This is a genomic window from Serratia sp. LACPHL-BACT-2024-00286, assembly GCF_043109535.1.
GTDB classification, from domain to species: Bacteria; Pseudomonadota; Gammaproteobacteria; order Enterobacterales; family Enterobacteriaceae; genus Serratia; species Serratia sarumanii.
This window is the reverse complement of the sequence record NZ_JBICNA010000003.1, coordinates 555,792-570,776: the sequence shown is the minus strand read 5'-3', so window position 1 is coordinate 570,776 and position 14,985 is coordinate 555,792. Positions and strand designations below refer to the sequence as shown.

Sequence of the window (14,985 nt, the reverse complement as noted above, 5' to 3'; positions counted from 1 at the left end):
TAGTTTCATACAGTATAAACTGGTTTTATATACAGTAAAGTGGCCGGCGCAGATTTTAGAACAATTTTTTCGACCAGCCCAGTTTGGTGCTTAACGTGTTGAAATAGCTGTAGTCCTTTGGGTGAATCAGGTTCAGGTGGAAATCGCTGCGGCGGATCAGCACTTCTTCGCCTTCCTGGATCGGCAGCGCGATCTGGCTGTCGCAGCTGATCTCCAGATCGCTGCCGATCTGCGAAAACTTCAGGCGGATAGTGCTGTCGCCGTTGATCACCAGCGGCCGGGCGGAGAGGGTATGCGGGAACATCGGCACCAGCGCGATCGCCTCCAGCGACGGGGTGAGGATCGGTCCGCCGGCGGAGAGCGAGTAGGCGGTGGAGCCGGTCGGCGTGGCGATGATCAGGCCGTCGGAACGCTGCGAGAAGGCGAAGCGATCGTCGATGTACACCTCGAATTCGATCATGTGCGCCACTTTGCCGGGGTGTAGCACCACTTCGTTGATGGCGGTGCTGATGCGGCACTGCTGGTGCTCTTTATGCACGATGGTTTCCAGCAGGAAACGCTGTTCGTCGATGTATTCGCCTTCCAGCACGTCCGCCAGCTGCTGCAGGGCGTTGTCGGGATCGAGATCGGTGAGGAAGCCGAGGTTGCCGCGGTTGACCCCGATCACTTTGATGTCGTAGCGCGCCAGCACGCGCGCGGCGCCGAGCATGTTGCCGTCGCCGCCGACCACAACCGCCAGGTCGGCGCGCTGGCCGATATCCGCCAGGCTGCCGGTGACGGCGTCTTTCAGCCCCAAATCATGAGCGATCTGGCGTTCGACCATCACCGAATAGCCGCGGGCGACCAGCCAGTGGAACAGCATCTCGTGGGTTGCCAGCGCTGAAGGGTGACGCGGGTGGCCAACAATGCCAATACAGGCGAATTTTTTATTCATTTGTTGTGATTTTCCTCACCGGGAGCCGTTTATGCCCCACATTGTGACCGGTTGACTTGAAACCCCGGTTTTGATCCCCATAATAAGCCAAGTTGCGAGATTAATGCTAAAACGCGGAGATATTCATGAGTAGTAAAGAACAGAAGACGCCAAACGAGCAAGTCTCGGAAGAAATGGAACAACACGCTCATCACGAGGATACGCTGCCGGAAGCGGCGGAAGGCGTCGATCTGCGCGATGCGCGTATCGCCGAACTGGAAGCCCAACTGGCGGAAGCTCAGCAGCACGAGCGCGACAGCCTGCTGCGCGCCAAAGCCGAAGCGGAGAACATCCGCCGCCGTGCCGAACTGGACGTCGAGAAAGCGCACAAGTTCGCCCTGGAGAAATTCTCCGGCGATCTGCTGCCGGTGATCGACAACCTGGAGCGCGCGCTGGATCTGGCAGATAAAAACAATCCGGAACTGGCCGCGATGATCGAAGGCATCGAGCTGACGCTGAAATCGCTGCTGGACGTGGTGCGTAAGTACGGCATCGAAATCGTCGGCGACGTCAACGTGCCGTTCAACCCGGAAGTGCATCAGGCGATGAGCATGATGGAATCCGCCGATCATCAGCCGAACCACGTGATGATGGTGATGCAGAAAGGCTATACGCTGAACGGCCGCCTGCTGCGCCCTGCGATGGTTGCGGTCTCCAAAGCCAAGGCGTAATCGCCCCGGCAACGGCATAAAGAAAGGCACCCGAGGGTGCCTTTTTTGTCTCTGGACTACGCCTGCGGCAGGCGCGGCATCCAGTCGATCGGCGTGAGCCCTTGCTGCTCCAGCAGCTGATTGGCCTGCGAGAAGTGGCGGCAGCCGAGGAAACCGCGGTGCGCGGAGAGCGGCGACGGGTGCGGCGCCTTCAGCACATGGTGGCGGTTGCGGTCGATAAAGTTGCCTTTCTTCTGCGCGTGCGAGCCCCACAGCAGGAACACCACGCCTTCACGGTTCTCGTTCAGGGCGGCGATCACTTTGTCGGTAAAGGTTTCCCAGCCCAGGTTGGCGTGCGAGTGCGCGCGGCCGCCTTCCACCGTCAGCACGGTGTTGAGCAGCAGCACCCCCTGTTCGGCCCAGCTTTGCAGGTAGCCGTGATCCGGGCGTTCGAAACCGGGAATATCAGTCGCCAGCTCTTTATACATGTTCACCAGCGACGGCGGCGCCGGCACGCCGGGGCGCACCGAGAAAGAGAGGCCGTGCGCCTGATTGGGGCCGTGATACGGATCCTGGCCGAGGATGACGACTTTGACGTCCGCCAGCTCGGTATAGCGGAAAGCGTTGAACACGTCCTTCTGCGGTGGATAAATGGTCTTACCGGCCTGGCGTTCAGCGGCAACAAAGGCGAGCGTTTCAACAAAATAGGGCTGCTCTTTCTCTTTGCCGATCACGTCATGCCAGGTGAGGGAGGTGGCCATAAACGCTCTCCTTTGTTTTCTTTAGCAATTCATGGGCTATAGCTTACCGTGTCGGCTCGCGCAGCGAAACCCGCTTTTCATTTCTCGCCGCTGCGTCTTATGCAATTAATTTTGAAAATTTACAAAAATAATTGGTTTTTGCCGCAGTGGGAAAATTGATATAAAACATAAATTTGCTCCTTCACGCCTTGTGCCTACCCGGTAAAAATTGACTTTAATCAAGGAACTGGCTTGGTCAGGCTGGTATACAGAACAACAAGACAACAATGGTTTTACCAAATGGCCGAAACCAGAATTGGGTTTTCTCACGACGTGAATTTTTACGCCCTTGTACGGAGGCAACATAATGATTACCGGTATTCAAATTACCAAAGCGAACGACCAGGCGCTGGTGAATTCTTTCTGGCTGCTGGACGATGAAAAAGCGGAAGCTCGCTGCGTGTGCGCCAAGGCCAACTACGCGGAAGATCAGGTTGTCGCGATGAGCGATCTGGGCCAGATCGAATACCGTGAAGTGCCGCTGGAAATGCAGCCGACCGTGCGCGTGGAAGGCGGCCAGCACCTGAACGTCAACGTGCTGCGTCGCGAAACCCTGGAAGACGCGGTCAAGCACCCGGAAAAATACCCGCAGCTGACCATCCGCGTGTCCGGCTATGCGGTGCGCTTCAACTCCCTGACGCCGGAACAGCAGCGCGACGTTATCGCCCGCACCTTTACCGAAAGCCTGTAATTTGCGGCGCAGTCAATCAGGGAGCTTCGGCTCCCTTTTCTGCGTTTGACGGCCGAAAATCGAACGCGGATCACATTCTGCACAAAGATAAGCATTTCTAATACAGAACTCATCCGACCTGCCGATAGCTAAATCAGCACCTATTCAGGTGCTAAATAAAAAGTCTATCGACAAGGAGTCGGCATGAGTATGCCTTTAAGTTTTACCTCTGCAGTATCCCCGGTGGCCGCGATCCCTACACCGCGCGCCGCTGCCGAGACGGCGACGGCGGCGCTGCCCGCGGCAACGCCGGCAAATCCGGCGCCGGTGGCCTCTCCCTCTCAGAACACGCTCAATGCGCAGAATCTGTTGAATACGCTGGTTGGCGATATCTCCGCGGCGGCGCCGACGGCGGCGGCAGCGCCGGGCGTGACGCGGGGGCAGCAATCGCAGGAGGGGGATTATGCGTTGGCGCTGTTGGCCAAGGACGTTTATTCACTCAATGGCCAGGGTGCCGCCGGGTTCAATCGCCTGAGCGACAGCGCGCTGCTCGGTTTTGGCATCGATCCCGCCAGCCTGCACGACGCGGGCAGCGGTTTCCAGGCCGGGATTTACAGCAACGACAAGCAGTATGTGTTGGCGTTCGCCGGCACCAACGACTGGCGCGACTGGCTGAGCAACGTGCGGCAGGCGACGGGCTATGACGATGTGCAGTACAATCAGGCGGTTGCCGCCGCCAAAAGCGCCAAGGCGGCCTTCGGCGATGCGCTGGTGATCGCCGGCCATTCGCTCGGCGGCGGTCTGGCGGCCACGGCGGCGCTGGCGACCGGCACCGTCGCGGTCACCTTCAACGCGGCCGGGGTCTCGGATTACACCCTGAATCGCCTGGGTATCGATCCGGCGGCGGCGAAGAAAGATGCCGAAGCCGGCAGCATTCGCCGCTACAGCGAGCAATATGACATGCTGACCAGCACCCAAGAATCGACCTCGCTGATCCCGGACGCCATCGGCCACAACATCACCCTGGCCAACAACGATACCCTGACCGGCATCGATGACTGGCGGCCGAGCAAGCATCTGGATCGCAGCCTGACGGCGCACGGCATCGACAAGGTGATAAGCTCGATGACGGAACAAAAGCCGTGGGAGGCGAAGGCCAATGCCTGAAGGGCGTCGCTTGCGGTGGGCGCTGGCGATAGCCTTACTGGCGCTGGTCGCGGTGACCGGTTTACTGATGATGGCTAAGGAGCAACAGATGGGGCAGGAGATTTCGCCGTTTGACGGCCACAGCAATCTGGCGCTGGCTCAGGCGGTGGCGCGCGGCGATACGCAGGGCATCCGTGCGCAGGCCACGCAGGATCGTTTGCGCGAGCGGGGCGATCGGCAGGTCACGCTGTTGCAGTGGGCGGTGCTTTCGCAGCAGCCGGGTAGCGTGCAGGCGTTGCTGGATCTCGGGGCTGACCCGGCGGCGGCGGGGCTGGACGGCAACAGCGCGCTGCACACCGCGGCGATGTTGCAAGACGCGCAGTACCTGCGGTTGCTGCTGACCGAAGGGGCACCGGTGAACGTGCGCAATGCCGTTACCGGCGCCACGCCGCTCGCGGCGGCGGTGCTGGCCGGGCGCGAAGAGCAGCTGCGGCTGTTGCTGGCGGCCGGGGCGGACACCACCTTGAGCGATCGGCTGGGGGATACCCCGCTGCATCTGGCGGCGAAGATTAACGCGCCGCACCTGGCGCTGCTGTTGTTGCAGGCCGGGGCCGATGCCCGGGCGCGCAACCAGCAGGGCTTTGCGTTCCAGTTTTATTTCTCGCAAACGCCGGTGCATTTGCAGAATGACGAGCTGAAGGCGCAGTTCCGCGAACTGGATAAATGGCTGCAGGGGCACCGCCTGGCCACGCACTACGCGCAGCCGTAAACGCCCATAAAAAAACCGCCTGTACAGGCGGTTTTTTCTTAGGCAGCGGTGGTTATTCCGCGTCGCCGGCCGGTTTGGCCTTCGCCTGACGGCGTTTGCCGACGTTTTTGGCGTCGCGATGGCGCACTTTCACCTTGGCCTTTTCTTTGTTCTTCGCTTTATCTTCCGCGCGTTTGGCCAGCACTTTTTTCGACGGCTTGCCGTTGCTCTTCTCGTTCGGCACCTTGGTTTTTGGCCGCAGTTCGTCGATCACGCGCGCTTTCAGCGGCTCGTTCAGGTAACGGCCCACTTTGCCCAGCAGCAGATGGTCGTGCGCTTCCACCAGCGAAATGGCGGTGCCTTTGCGCCCGGCGCGGCCGGTACGGCCAATGCGGTGCAGGTAGGTGTCCGCTGTGCGCGGCATGTCGAAGTTGAACACGTGGGTGATATCGAGGATATCCAGGCCGCGCGCGGCAACGTCGGTGGCCACCAGCACGTTAACCCGGCCATCCATCATGCGTTTGACCGCTTCGTTGCGTTTGGCCTGCACCATTTCGCCTTCGAGATAGCAGGTGTTGATGCCCGCTTCGCGCAGCCAGGTGGCCAGCTCGTGCACGCGCTCGCGTTTGCGCACGAAGATCACCGATTTCTGCACGTCCGGCTGCTTCAGCAGGTGGATCAGCAGCGCGGTTTTGTGCTGCACGTCATCGGCGCGGTAGTACCACTGCAGGATCTTTTTGCGTTCGCGGCGCGACGGATCGGCTTCCACTTCCACCGGCTCTTTCAGAATGCGCTCGGCGAATTCGCGAATTGCTTCGCCTTCCAGCGTGGCGGAGAACAGCAGCGTCTGGTTGCGCCAGCGGGTTTCGGCGGAGATGGTTTCGATGTCCTGCGCGAAGCCCATGTCGAGCATGCGGTCGGCTTCGTCGAGGATCAGGGTTTCCACCGCACGGCAGTCGAAGTTCTCTTCTTTAATGTATTGCAGCAAACGGCCGGTGGTGGCGACCACCACGTCCTGATTTTCGCTGAACACTTCCGCGTGGTTCATGTAAGCGACGCCGCCGGTGATGGTGGCGATATCCAGCGAGGTATGAGCAGCCAATTCACGCGCCTGATCGGCGACCTGCATCGCCAGTTCACGCGTTGGCGTCAGGATCAATACGCGCGGCGGGCCGGATTTCTTGCGCGGGAAGTCCAGCAGGTGCTGCAGCACGGGCAGCAGGAAGGCGGCGGTTTTGCCGGTGCCGGTCGGAGCCGAACCTAAGACGTCGCGCCCGTCCATCGCCGGCGGGATCGCAGCGGCCTGAATGGCGGTGGGGCGATCGTAGCCTTTGTCGCGCAGCGCGTCGATCAGGCGATCATCGAGTTCGAGTTCGGAAAAAGTGGTTGCTGTCATGGTCTACCTCTACTTGGGGCGCCGATTATAGACGGGTTGGCCGCGATCTTCACCTATTTAAGCGGAAAGCCGCTCTTTTCCCGCCGATCAGATTGCCTTATGCTACGCCAGTTTTATAGCCAGGTGGTGAGTGTGAGCAAGCGATCGAAAGCCGATTTTACCCCGCGCCGCGGGGGTTTTACCTTTAAACAATTCTTTGTCGCCCACGATCGTTGCGCCATGAAAGTGGGCACCGACGGGGTGCTGCTCGGCGCCTGGGCGCCGCTGGGGCAGGCGCGCCGGGTGCTGGACATCGGCAGTGGCAGCGGGCTGATCGCGCTGATGCTGGCGCAGCGCAGCGGCGACGAAGTGACCATTGACGCGGTGGAGCTGGATGAAGCCGCCGCCGGCCAGGCGCGCGAAAATGCGGCGGCATCGCCGTGGCCACAGCGGATCCGCGTGCATGCGCAGGATATTCACCATTATGCGCAGCGGCATGCCGCTGAGTATGATCTGATCGTCAGCAATCCGCCGTATTTCGAGCCGGCGGTGGCCTGCCGCGACCAGGCGCGCCACAACGCGCGCTACACCGAAACCCTGACGCACGAGGCGCTGTTGGCCTGTGCGGCGCAGCTGCTGACGGAACAGGGGACGTTCTGCGTGGTGCTGCCGCACGATATCGGCACTGAATTCGAACGCCTGGCGCAGCAAAGCGGCTGGCACACGGCGACGAAAGTGAACGTCAGCGATCGGGCCGATACGCCGCTGCACCGGGTGCTGCTGGCGCTGACGTGGCGGGAAACGCCGCCGCAGGCGCAGGCGCTGGCGATGAAGCAGGCCGATGGCTGCTACACCGACGATTTCTGCCATTTGATCGCTGACTTCTACCTGTTCTACTGAAAAGAAAAGGGCGCCGATTAGGCGCCCTGCCGCAGCGTTTAAGGCTGTAATATGGTCGGCAGCGCTTCCGGCAGCAAATCCGGGTAGTCCAGCGTGTAGTGCAGGCCGCGGCTCTCTTTACGCGCCATGGCGCTGCGCACGATAAGCTCGGCCACCTGCACCAGATTGCGCAGCTCCAGCAGGTTGTTGGAGATGCGGAAGTGAGCGTAGTACTCGTCGATTTCCGCCTGCAGGGTGTTGATGCGGCGCAGGGCGCGCTCCAACCGCTTGGTGGTGCGCACGATGCCGACGTAATCCCACATGAACAGCCGCAGCTCGTGCCAGTTGTGCTGAATCACCACCCGTTCGTCCGCATCGTCCACCCGGCTTTCATCCCAGTGCGGCACCTGTTTGGCCTGCTGAATGAACGGCAGGCGCTGCAGAATGTCTTCCGCCGCCGACCAACCGTACACCAGGCACTCCAGCAGCGAGTTCGACGCCATGCGGTTGGCGCCGTGCAGGCCGGTATAGCTGACCTCGCCGATGGCGTACAGCCCGTCGAGATCGGTGCGGCCGTGCTGATCGACCATCACGCCGCCGCAGGTGTAGTGCGCCGCCGGGACGATCGGGATCGGCTGCCGGGTCAGATCGAAGCCCAGCGTCAGCAGCTTCTCGTGGATCATCGGGAAGTGCTGGGTGATGAACTCCGCCGGCTTGTGGCTGATGTCCAGGTACATGCAGTCGGCGCCCAGGCGCTTCATTTCATGGTCGATGGCGCGGGCGACGATATCGCGTGGGGCCAGTTCGCCGCGCGGGTCGAAATCCGGCATAAAGCGGCTGCCGTCCGGGCGCTTCAGGTAAGCCCCTTCGCCGCGCAGCGCTTCGGTCAGCAGGAAGTTGCGCGCCTGCGGATGGAACAGGCAGGTCGGGTGGAACTGGTTGAACTCCAGGTTGGCGACCCGGCAGCCGGCGCGCCAGGCCATGGCGATGCCGTCGCCGGAGGAGATGTCCGGGTTGGTGGTGTATTGGTATACCTTGGCCGCGCCGCCGGTCGCCAGCACCACCGTTTTGGCGCGGTAGGTTTCCACCCGCTCCAGCTCGCGGTTCCAGACGTACGCGCCCACCACTCGGCGGGTGCCCGGCAGGCCGATTTTGTTCGAGGTGATGAGGTCAACCGCGTTGCGGCGCTCCATCACGCAAATATTGGGGTGAGCGCTTGCTTTCCCCACCAGCGTGGTCTCTACTTCCTTACCGGTAGCGTCCGCGGCGTGCAGGATGCGGCGATGGCTGTGGCCGCCTTCGCGCGTGAGGTGATAATGCGCCTCGCCCTGCGCGTTGACCTCGGTGTCGAACAACACGCCCTGATCGATCAGCCACTGCACGCAGTGGCGCGCATTGCCGGCGATGAATTCGACGGCCTCTTTGTCGCACAGGCCGGCGCCGGCAATCAAAGTGTCATCAACGTGTGAGGCAATGCTGTCCGTCTCATCGAACACCGCGGCGATCCCGCCCTGGGCGTAAAAGGTGGCCCCCTCGCTGAGCGGCCCCTTGCTGAGAACGGTAACCTTGCAATGCTGCGCCAGGCGCAGCGCCAGTGACAGGCCTGCAGCGCCGCTGCCGACGATCAGTACATCGCTAACATGTTCAGATGATGGTTGCATAACGTATGATGTGTGCAGAAGAAGAGTGAATTTCATGTTAGCCTAACTGTCCGGGCAAAAGCCACGGATAGGGCGACATCAACAGAAAAAACAATGGCGATATGGAACTTCGTGTTCTATATGAACTCCAAGCGAGTGCTTGCTCAGGAAAATAATGTATGGCTGGCAGTACAATTTTACGCGTGGAGACGGATTTGGGGAGAGTTTACCTCGGATGAGCGAGCAGTTAACGGATCAAGTTCTGGTCGAGCGGGTCCAAAAGGGCGATCAGAAATCGTTTAACCTACTGGTAGTGCGCTATCAGCATAAGGTGGCGAGTCTCGTTTCCCGCTATGTGCCGCAGGGCGACGTGCCCGATGTGGTGCAGGAGTCGTTTATCAAGGCCTATCGCGCACTGGAATCGTTCCGTGGCGACAGCGCTTTTTATACCTGGTTGTATCGAATCGCCGTGAACACGGCAAAGAATTATCTGGTTGCTCAGGGGCGCCGTCCGCCATCCAGTGATGTGGACGCCAACGATGCGGAAAATTACGAAAGTGCGGGCGCACTGAAAGAAATTTCGAACCCTGAGAACTTAATGTTGTCAGAAGAGCTGAGACAGATAGTTTTCCGTACCATTGAGTCGCTCCCCGAGGATCTTCGCATGGCGATTACCCTGCGGGAGTTGGATGGTCTAAGCTACGAAGAGATAGCCGCCATCATGGATTGCCCGGTCGGAACCGTACGTTCGCGTATTTTCCGCGCCCGGGAAGCTATCGATAATAAAGTTCAACCGCTGATCCAGCGTTAGCAATGGCGGGCACAGGAAGGGTACTTAGGCATGCAGAAAGAAAAGCTTTCCGCTCTGATGGATGGTGAATCGTTCGACAGCGAGCTGTTGAGTTCTCTGTCGCAAGATCGAACGCTTCAACAAAGCTGGCAGAGCTATCACCTGATACGTGACACACTGCGAGGTGATGTCGGGCAAGTGATGCATCTCGACATCGCCGATCGCGTAGCCGCTGCACTTGAGAAAGAACCCGCCCGGCTGGTGCCTTCCGCCGTTCAGGAATCTCAGCCGCAGCCTCACACCTGGCAGAAAATGCCGTTCTGGGACAAAGTGCGTCCCTGGGCGAGCCAGATTACGCAAATCGGTATGGCGGCCTGCGTGTCGCTGGCGGTGATCGTCGGCGTGCAGCAGTACAACCAGCCTTCTGCGCCATCGAACGCGTCCGAATCGCCGGCCTTCACCACGCTGCCGATCATGGGCCAGGCCTCGCCGGTCAGCCTGGGCGTCCCGGCCGACAGTTTCTCCACCGGCAGCGGCCAACAGCAGCAGGTGCAGGAACAGCGCAAGCGTATCAACGCCATGCTGCAGGACTATGAACTGCAACGTCGCCTGCATTCGGATCAGCTGCAGCTTGAGCAAGGCAACCCGCAACAGGCCGCCATTCAGGTTCCCGGAACTCAGTCTTTAGGAATGCAACAGCAGTAATGAAGCAAATCTGGTTCTCCGTTTGTTTATTGACGGGCAGCCTGCTCTATTCCAGCATCGCCCCGGCGCAGCCAACTGCGTCCGGGGCGTTATTGCAACAGATGAGCAGCGCCAGCCGTTCTCTCAATTACGAGCTCGCCTACATCAGCATCAGCAAGCAGGGAATCGAGTCGTTGCGCTATCGCCATGCGGTGATCGGCAACGTGCCGCTCGGCCAGCTGCTGCATATGGACGGCCCGCGCCGCGAAGTGTTGCAGCGCGGCGGCGGGATCAGCTACTTCGAACCCGGCCTGGAGCCGTTCACGCTCACCGGCGATCACATCGTCGATGCGTTGCCGGCGATCGTCTATGCCGATTTCACCCGCCTGGCCAAGTACTACGACTTTATCTCCGTGGGCAGCACCCGCATCGCCGATCGGCCGTGTGAAGTGCTGCGCGTGGTGGCGCGCGACGGTTCACGCTACAGCTATATCGTCTGGATGGACGAGGACACCAAGCTGCCGCTGCGGGTGGATCTGCTCGATCGTGACGGCGAAACGCTGGAGCAATATCGGGTGATCTCCTTCGCGGTCGGCGCCGACGTGCAGGGCGCGATGCAGGGGCTGCTCAAAGCCAACCTGCCGCCGCTGCTGTCGCTGCCGGCGGTGGAAAACGTCAAGCTCAGCTGGAGCACCGGCTGGCTGCCGGCCGGGGTGGACGAGGTGGCGCGCAATCGCCGCAAATTGCCGAACGTCGCCGTGCCGGTTGAATCCCGGCTCTACAGCGACGGCCTGTTCAGCTTCTCGGTCAACGTCAGCCCGGCGGGCAGCGGAGCCGGGCAGCAATACTACCGTCAGGGGCGCCGCACCATTCAGACCGAAGTGCGCGCGGGCAACGAAATCACTATCGTGGGCGAATTGCCGCCGGCTACGGCCAAGCGCATCGCCGACAGCATTTCTTTCAAGGTATCGCCGCAATGATGAAAGAGTGGGCCACGGTGGTTTCGTGGCAACAGGGCGTAGCGCTGCTGCGCTGTGAACCCAAGGCCGGCTGCGGCAGCTGCACCGCGCGTTCCGGCTGCGGCGCGCGCGCGCTGAACGAGCTGGTGCCGGAAACCGAGCATCAGCTGCAGGTGCATATCGATCAGCCGCTCGAACCGGGGCAGCGCGTTGAAGTCGGCATTGCGGAAGGCAGCCTGCTGCGCTCCGCCATGCTGGTTTACCTGACGCCGCTGCTGGGCATGATGCTGGGCGGCACGTTGCTGCAATATTGTTTCGGCAGCGACGCCTCGGCGGCCGTCGGCGCCGTACTGGGCGGCGCGGCGGCCTTTATGCTGGCGCGCCGGTTGGCCCGGCGTCTGGGTGAGCAGGCCGATTACCAGCCGGTGGTGCTGCAGATTGGGTTGCCGCCTACCGCGATGCGCATGCAGGCGGAAAATTCCCCGCTGATTTAAACCGACGGCCGCGTCATCGCCGGGTTGTGATAGGCGGGGATGCGGTTGTGGATCATATGCTCCAGCAGCGCGATGAACAGATCGGCGCTGAGCAGCGAATCGTAGTTAATCGCGAATAGCACATTTCCCTGGCCGTCGAGCAAACGGATGCCGCGCTGTGGATGGTTTTCCACCGCGCGGATCTGCTCGAGCGGCACGTTGCCCCGCTCCGTGGTCAGCAAGGTGGCGCTCAGCCGCAGCGTTTCGGTCGGCGTGCCTTGCCGCTTGCCGAGCAGCAGTTGCCACAGCCAGCGCGCGTCGCCCTCAACGGTGTGAAACGACACCGTCTCCCCTTGATAGAGCGCATTCAGCGCCAGCGGCCCGCGCTGCTGCAGCTGTTGGTCGACGATCACGTCCGCCAGCCGCCACGAATGGGCGACATTGCTGAAAACCGTACACCAGGGCTGATCCGCGCCGGCGCGGAACGCCGTGACGTCAAACAGCCCGCCAAAAGCCTGGCCGCCGCGAAAGCGATAGATATCGCCGATCTTCTCAAACGGGATGAAGCGCTCTTTATGATGGTGGCCGTCAAAGACCCGCACGCCGTGCTCGTACAGGCGATAGGTCAGCGTCGGGCGCAGATAATGCCGCAGCGCCAGCAGCGTACAGCCGAGTAAAATCGTGCCCGCGCCGGCCTGCAATAGCGTGATGACCTCGCTCTCATCAATGCTGCTCAGCAGCGGCAGCACCAACAGCGCCGCCCCCGCGCTAAACAGCAGCGCCGCCGCCGCCAGAATGCCCCAGTTGACCTTTGAAAAATCGTGCCGGCTCAGCATTTGCCCTTTATCGATCATAATGCACCTTCCAATCAACGTACGCAGATATGCTGGTGAACCCCGGTAGGCTGCCGATGTAGTGCCCTGAATAATGTTTTGTCGCGGAGTTCATGCCCTTTCTATCCGAGGGGCGGTGGTGGCGTATATGGGGTTTTTCCTAAAGGAAGATGGGTGAGATGGAAATCTAAGAGGTTGATCCAAATATTCTTTTTTTATAATTTCGGAGAGGGTTTATTGCGCTGCGGCCGGTTATGTATTAGCGCCGGAGTTTGGCGGCCACGAATCACCGGCAAGCCTTGGGTTCAGGCCGTATCGTCCGCGTTAACATCTGTTTTCACCCGCCGGGGCGCCCTGTAACATTTAGCGGCGCATAATAGAATGCCTTCACTGCACCGATCGCTAGGTTTTCAGTGGTGTGGCATGTAGAATGCAGCGATTCAGGTGCAAGACGGCCTAACCCATTCACTGTCGCTTTAGGTCCATGCGGGTTTCTATAGGCGAGTAATTCAGAAATACCAAGGCAGAAAAACTTTTATAATGAAGCATATACGAAATTTCTCCATTATTGCCCATATTGACCACGGTAAGTCGACGCTGTCTGACCGCATTATCCAAATCTGCGGCGGCTTGTCTGACCGTGAAATGGCCGCGCAGGTGCTCGATTCCATGGATCTGGAGCGCGAGCGCGGCATCACCATCAAAGCGCAGAGCGTGACGCTGGATTATAAGGCGCTGGATGGGCAGACCTATCAGCTCAACTTTATCGACACCCCCGGCCACGTTGACTTCTCCTATGAAGTTTCCCGCTCGCTGGCGGCCTGCGAAGGCGCGCTGCTGGTGGTGGATGCCGGTCAGGGCGTCGAAGCCCAGACGCTGGCCAACTGCTACACCGCGATCGAAATGGATCTGGAAGTGGTGCCGGTACTGAACAAGATTGACCTGCCGGCCGCCGATCCGGATCGCGCCGCACAGGAAATCGAAGACATCGTCGGCATCGACGCTACCGATGCGGTGCGCTGCTCGGCCAAAACCGGCGTCGGCGTGCCCGAGGTGCTGGAGCGCCTGGTGCGCGATATCCCGCCGCCGCAGGGCGATCCTGATGCGCCGCTGCAGGCGCTGATCATCGACTCCTGGTTCGATAACTATCTGGGCGTCGTCTCTCTGGTGCGCGTCAAGAACGGCACGCTGCGCAAGGGCGACAAGATCAAAGTCATGAGCACCGGCCAGGTGTACAACGCCGATCGTTTGGGCATCTTCACGCCGAAGCAGGTCGATCGCGATGTGCTGAACTGCGGCGAAGTGGGCTGGCTGGTCTGTGCGATCAAAGACATCCTCGGCGCGCCGGTGGGCGATACCCTGACGCAGGCGCGTCAGCCGGCGGATAAAGCGCTGCCGGGCTTCAAGAAAGTGAAGCCGCAGGTGTACGCCGGTCTGTTCCCGATCAGCTCCGACGATTATGAGTCCTTCCGCGATGCGCTGGGCAAGCTGAGCCTCAACGACGCTTCCCTGTTCTACGAGCCGGAAAGCTCCACCGCGCTGGGCTTCGGCTTCCGCTGCGGCTTCCTCGGCCTGCTGCACATGGAGATCATTCAGGAGCGTCTGGAGCGTGAATACGATCTGGATCTGATCACCACCGCGCCGACGGTCGTCTACGAAGTGGAAACCACCGGCAAAGAAGTGATCTACGTCGACAGCCCGTCCAAGCTGCCGCCGTTGAACAACATCCAGGAACTGCGCGAGCCGATCGCCGAATGTCACATGCTGATGCCGCAGGAATACCTGGGTAACGTCATCACCCTGTGCGTTGAGAAACGCGGCGTGCAGACCAACATGGTCTACCACGGCAACCAGGTGGCGTTGACCTATGAAATCCCGATGGCGGAAGTGGTGCTCGACTTCTTCGACCGCCTGAAGTCCACGTCGCGCGGCTATGCGTCGCTGGATTACAACTTCAAGCGCTTCCAGGCCTCCGACATGGTGCGCGTGGACGTGCTGATCAACAACGAGCGCGTGGATGCGCTGGCGCTGATCACTCACCGCGACAACTCGCAGTATCGCGGCCGCGAGTTGGTGGAGAAGATGAAAGATCTGATCCCGCGTCAGCAGTTCGACATCGCGATTCAGGCGGCGATCGGCACGCACATCATCGCGCGTTCCACCGTGAAGCAGCTGCGTAAAAACGTGCTGGCGAAATGCTACGGCGGTGACGTCAGCCGTAAGAAAAAGCTGCTGCAGAAACAGAAAGACGGTAAGAAACGCATGAAGCAGGTCGGCAACGTCGAACTGCCGCAGGAAGCGTTCCTGGCCATTCTGCACGTCGGTAAAGACGGCAAGTAACCGCGACGAGTTCGCGAAACGAGGG

15 protein-coding genes are annotated in these 14,985 nt (G+C 60.5%); 10 read left to right on the top strand and 5 right to left on the bottom strand.

Annotated features, from left to right (window positions below; all coding sequences use genetic code 11):
* Window positions 1–55 precede the first annotated feature (55 nt).
* Window positions 56–934 carry an NAD(+) kinase gene (gene nadK / locus ACF8MC_RS12375; protein WP_019452304.1) on the bottom strand — a complete coding sequence of 293 codons (879 nt, stop codon included), beginning with the start codon at window positions 932–934 and terminating at the stop codon, window positions 56–58.
* A gap of 125 nt (window positions 935–1,059) precedes the next feature.
* Here nadK and grpE point away from each other — a divergent pair, with 125 nt between their 5' ends.
* Entirely contained in the window at window positions 1,060–1,644 is a 585-nt protein-coding gene (grpE, locus tag ACF8MC_RS12370) for a nucleotide exchange factor GrpE (protein WP_025159545.1), read from the top strand.
* A gap of 56 nt (window positions 1,645–1,700) precedes the next feature.
* Here the strand turns inward: grpE and ung are convergent, their stop codons facing one another.
* Window positions 1,701–2,384 carry a uracil-DNA glycosylase gene (gene ung / locus ACF8MC_RS12365; RefSeq protein WP_033635636.1) on the bottom strand — a complete coding sequence of 228 codons (684 nt, stop codon included), beginning with the start codon at window positions 2,382–2,384 and terminating at the stop codon, window positions 1,701–1,703.
* A 346-nt stretch (window positions 2,385–2,730) separates the two neighbouring features.
* On the opposite strand from ung, the gene grcA reads away from it, so the two are divergent.
* The 3 genes from grcA to ACF8MC_RS12350 all read left to right on the top strand — a co-directional run bounded on the left by grcA (window position 2,731) and on the right by ACF8MC_RS12350 (window position 5,008).
* Window positions 2,731–3,114 carry an autonomous glycyl radical cofactor GrcA gene (gene grcA, locus ACF8MC_RS12360; RefSeq protein WP_164105142.1) on the top strand — a complete coding sequence of 128 codons (384 nt, stop codon included), beginning with the start codon at window positions 2,731–2,733 and terminating at the stop codon, window positions 3,112–3,114.
* Window positions 3,115–3,297: 183 nt separating this feature from the next.
* Window positions 3,298–4,260 (top strand): DUF2974 domain-containing protein, encoded by a 963-nt coding sequence (locus ACF8MC_RS12355; RefSeq protein WP_154030226.1) that lies wholly within the window; start codon window positions 3,298–3,300, stop codon window positions 4,258–4,260.
* Window positions 4,253–5,008, top strand: a complete 756-nt coding sequence (locus ACF8MC_RS12350; RefSeq protein WP_074026092.1) for an ankyrin repeat domain-containing protein — start codon at window positions 4,253–4,255, stop codon at window positions 5,006–5,008. The genes ACF8MC_RS12355 and ACF8MC_RS12350 overlap by 8 nt, the downstream gene beginning before the upstream one ends.
* 52 nt (window positions 5,009–5,060) lie before the next feature.
* Here ACF8MC_RS12350 and srmB read toward each other — a convergent pair whose 3' ends face one another.
* Entirely contained in the window at window positions 5,061–6,383 is a 1,323-nt protein-coding gene (gene srmB, locus ACF8MC_RS12345) for an ATP-dependent RNA helicase SrmB (RefSeq protein ID WP_016929798.1), read from the bottom strand.
* Window positions 6,384–6,515: 132 nt separating this feature from the next.
* Here srmB and ACF8MC_RS12340 point away from each other — a divergent pair, with 132 nt between their 5' ends.
* Complete coding sequence (locus ACF8MC_RS12340; protein ID WP_204350887.1) at window positions 6,516–7,262, top strand: methyltransferase; 747 nt, start codon at window positions 6,516–6,518, stop codon at window positions 7,260–7,262.
* Between the two features lie 38 nt (window positions 7,263–7,300).
* Here ACF8MC_RS12340 and nadB read toward each other — a convergent pair whose 3' ends face one another.
* A complete protein-coding gene (gene nadB / locus ACF8MC_RS12335; protein ID WP_016929796.1) occupies window positions 7,301–8,902 on the bottom strand; it encodes an L-aspartate oxidase in 1,602 nt (533 codons plus the stop codon).
* Between the two features lie 214 nt (window positions 8,903–9,116).
* Here nadB and rpoE point away from each other — a divergent pair, with 214 nt between their 5' ends.
* Genes rpoE through rseC form a run of 4 tightly spaced genes read left to right on the top strand, consistent with a single transcriptional unit; the run spans window position 9,117 to window position 11,808 of the window.
* Complete coding sequence (gene rpoE, locus ACF8MC_RS12330; protein ID WP_004929136.1) at window positions 9,117–9,692, top strand: RNA polymerase sigma factor RpoE; 576 nt, start codon at window positions 9,117–9,119, stop codon at window positions 9,690–9,692.
* Window positions 9,693–9,722: 30 nt separating this feature from the next.
* Window positions 9,723–10,376 (top strand): anti-sigma-E factor RseA, encoded by a 654-nt coding sequence (rseA, locus tag ACF8MC_RS12325; protein ID WP_016929795.1) that lies wholly within the window; start codon window positions 9,723–9,725, stop codon window positions 10,374–10,376.
* The gene (gene rseB / locus ACF8MC_RS12320) at window positions 10,376–11,335 is read left to right on the top strand and encodes a sigma-E factor regulatory protein RseB (protein WP_033635628.1); all 960 of its coding nucleotides are present in this window, start codon (window positions 10,376–10,378) and stop codon (window positions 11,333–11,335) included. The genes rseA and rseB overlap by 1 nt, the downstream gene beginning before the upstream one ends.
* Window positions 11,332–11,808: a SoxR-reducing system protein RseC gene (rseC, locus tag ACF8MC_RS12315; protein WP_033635627.1), complete on the top strand. Its 477-nt coding sequence runs from the start codon at window positions 11,332–11,334 to the stop codon at window positions 11,806–11,808. Before rseB ends, rseC begins: the two co-directional genes overlap by 4 nt.
* On the opposite strand, the gene ACF8MC_RS12310 is transcribed toward rseC, so the two are convergent.
* Window positions 11,805–12,641, bottom strand: coding sequence for a hypothetical protein (locus ACF8MC_RS12310; RefSeq protein WP_049233112.1), 837 nt, complete (start codon window positions 12,639–12,641; stop codon window positions 11,805–11,807). The genes rseC and ACF8MC_RS12310 overlap by 4 nt on opposite strands.
* Window positions 12,642–13,160: 519 nt before the next feature.
* Here ACF8MC_RS12310 and lepA point away from each other — a divergent pair.
* On the top strand, window positions 13,161–14,960 hold the full coding sequence (lepA, locus tag ACF8MC_RS12305; protein WP_033635625.1) for a translation elongation factor 4: 1,800 nt from the start codon (window positions 13,161–13,163) through the stop codon (window positions 14,958–14,960).
* Window positions 14,961–14,985 lie beyond the last annotated feature (25 nt).

Bases quoted from the DNA above. Each gene is read 5' to 3' on its own strand.
- rpoE (WP_004929136.1), top strand. From the start codon at position 9,117: ATGAGCGAGCAGTTAACGGATCAAGTTCTGGTCGAGCGGGTCCAAAAG.
- grcA (WP_164105142.1), top strand. From the start codon at position 2,731: ATGATTACCGGTATTCAAATTACCAAAGCGAACGACCAGGCGCTGGTG.
- rseB (WP_033635628.1), top strand. From the start codon at position 10,376: ATGAAGCAAATCTGGTTCTCCGTTTGTTTATTGACGGGCAGCCTGCTC.
- ACF8MC_RS12310 (WP_049233112.1), bottom strand. From the start codon at position 12,641: ATGATCGATAAAGGGCAAATGCTGAGCCGGCACGATTTTTCAAAGGTC.
- rseA (WP_016929795.1), top strand. From the start codon at position 9,723: ATGCAGAAAGAAAAGCTTTCCGCTCTGATGGATGGTGAATCGTTCGAC.
- ACF8MC_RS12355 (WP_154030226.1), top strand. From the start codon at position 3,298: ATGAGTATGCCTTTAAGTTTTACCTCTGCAGTATCCCCGGTGGCCGCG.
- ung (WP_033635636.1), bottom strand. From the start codon at position 2,384: ATGGCCACCTCCCTCACCTGGCATGACGTGATCGGCAAAGAGAAAGAG.
- srmB (WP_016929798.1), bottom strand. From the start codon at position 6,383: ATGACAGCAACCACTTTTTCCGAACTCGAACTCGATGATCGCCTGATC.
- lepA (WP_033635625.1), top strand. From the start codon at position 13,161: ATGAAGCATATACGAAATTTCTCCATTATTGCCCATATTGACCACGGT.
- ACF8MC_RS12350 (WP_074026092.1), top strand. From the start codon at position 4,253: ATGCCTGAAGGGCGTCGCTTGCGGTGGGCGCTGGCGATAGCCTTACTG.
- grpE (WP_025159545.1), top strand. From the start codon at position 1,060: ATGAGTAGTAAAGAACAGAAGACGCCAAACGAGCAAGTCTCGGAAGAA.
- rseC (WP_033635627.1), top strand. From the start codon at position 11,332: ATGATGAAAGAGTGGGCCACGGTGGTTTCGTGGCAACAGGGCGTAGCG.
- nadB (WP_016929796.1), bottom strand. From the start codon at position 8,902: ATGCAACCATCATCTGAACATGTTAGCGATGTACTGATCGTCGGCAGC.
- nadK (WP_019452304.1), bottom strand. From the start codon at position 934: ATGAATAAAAAATTCGCCTGTATTGGCATTGTTGGCCACCCGCGTCAC.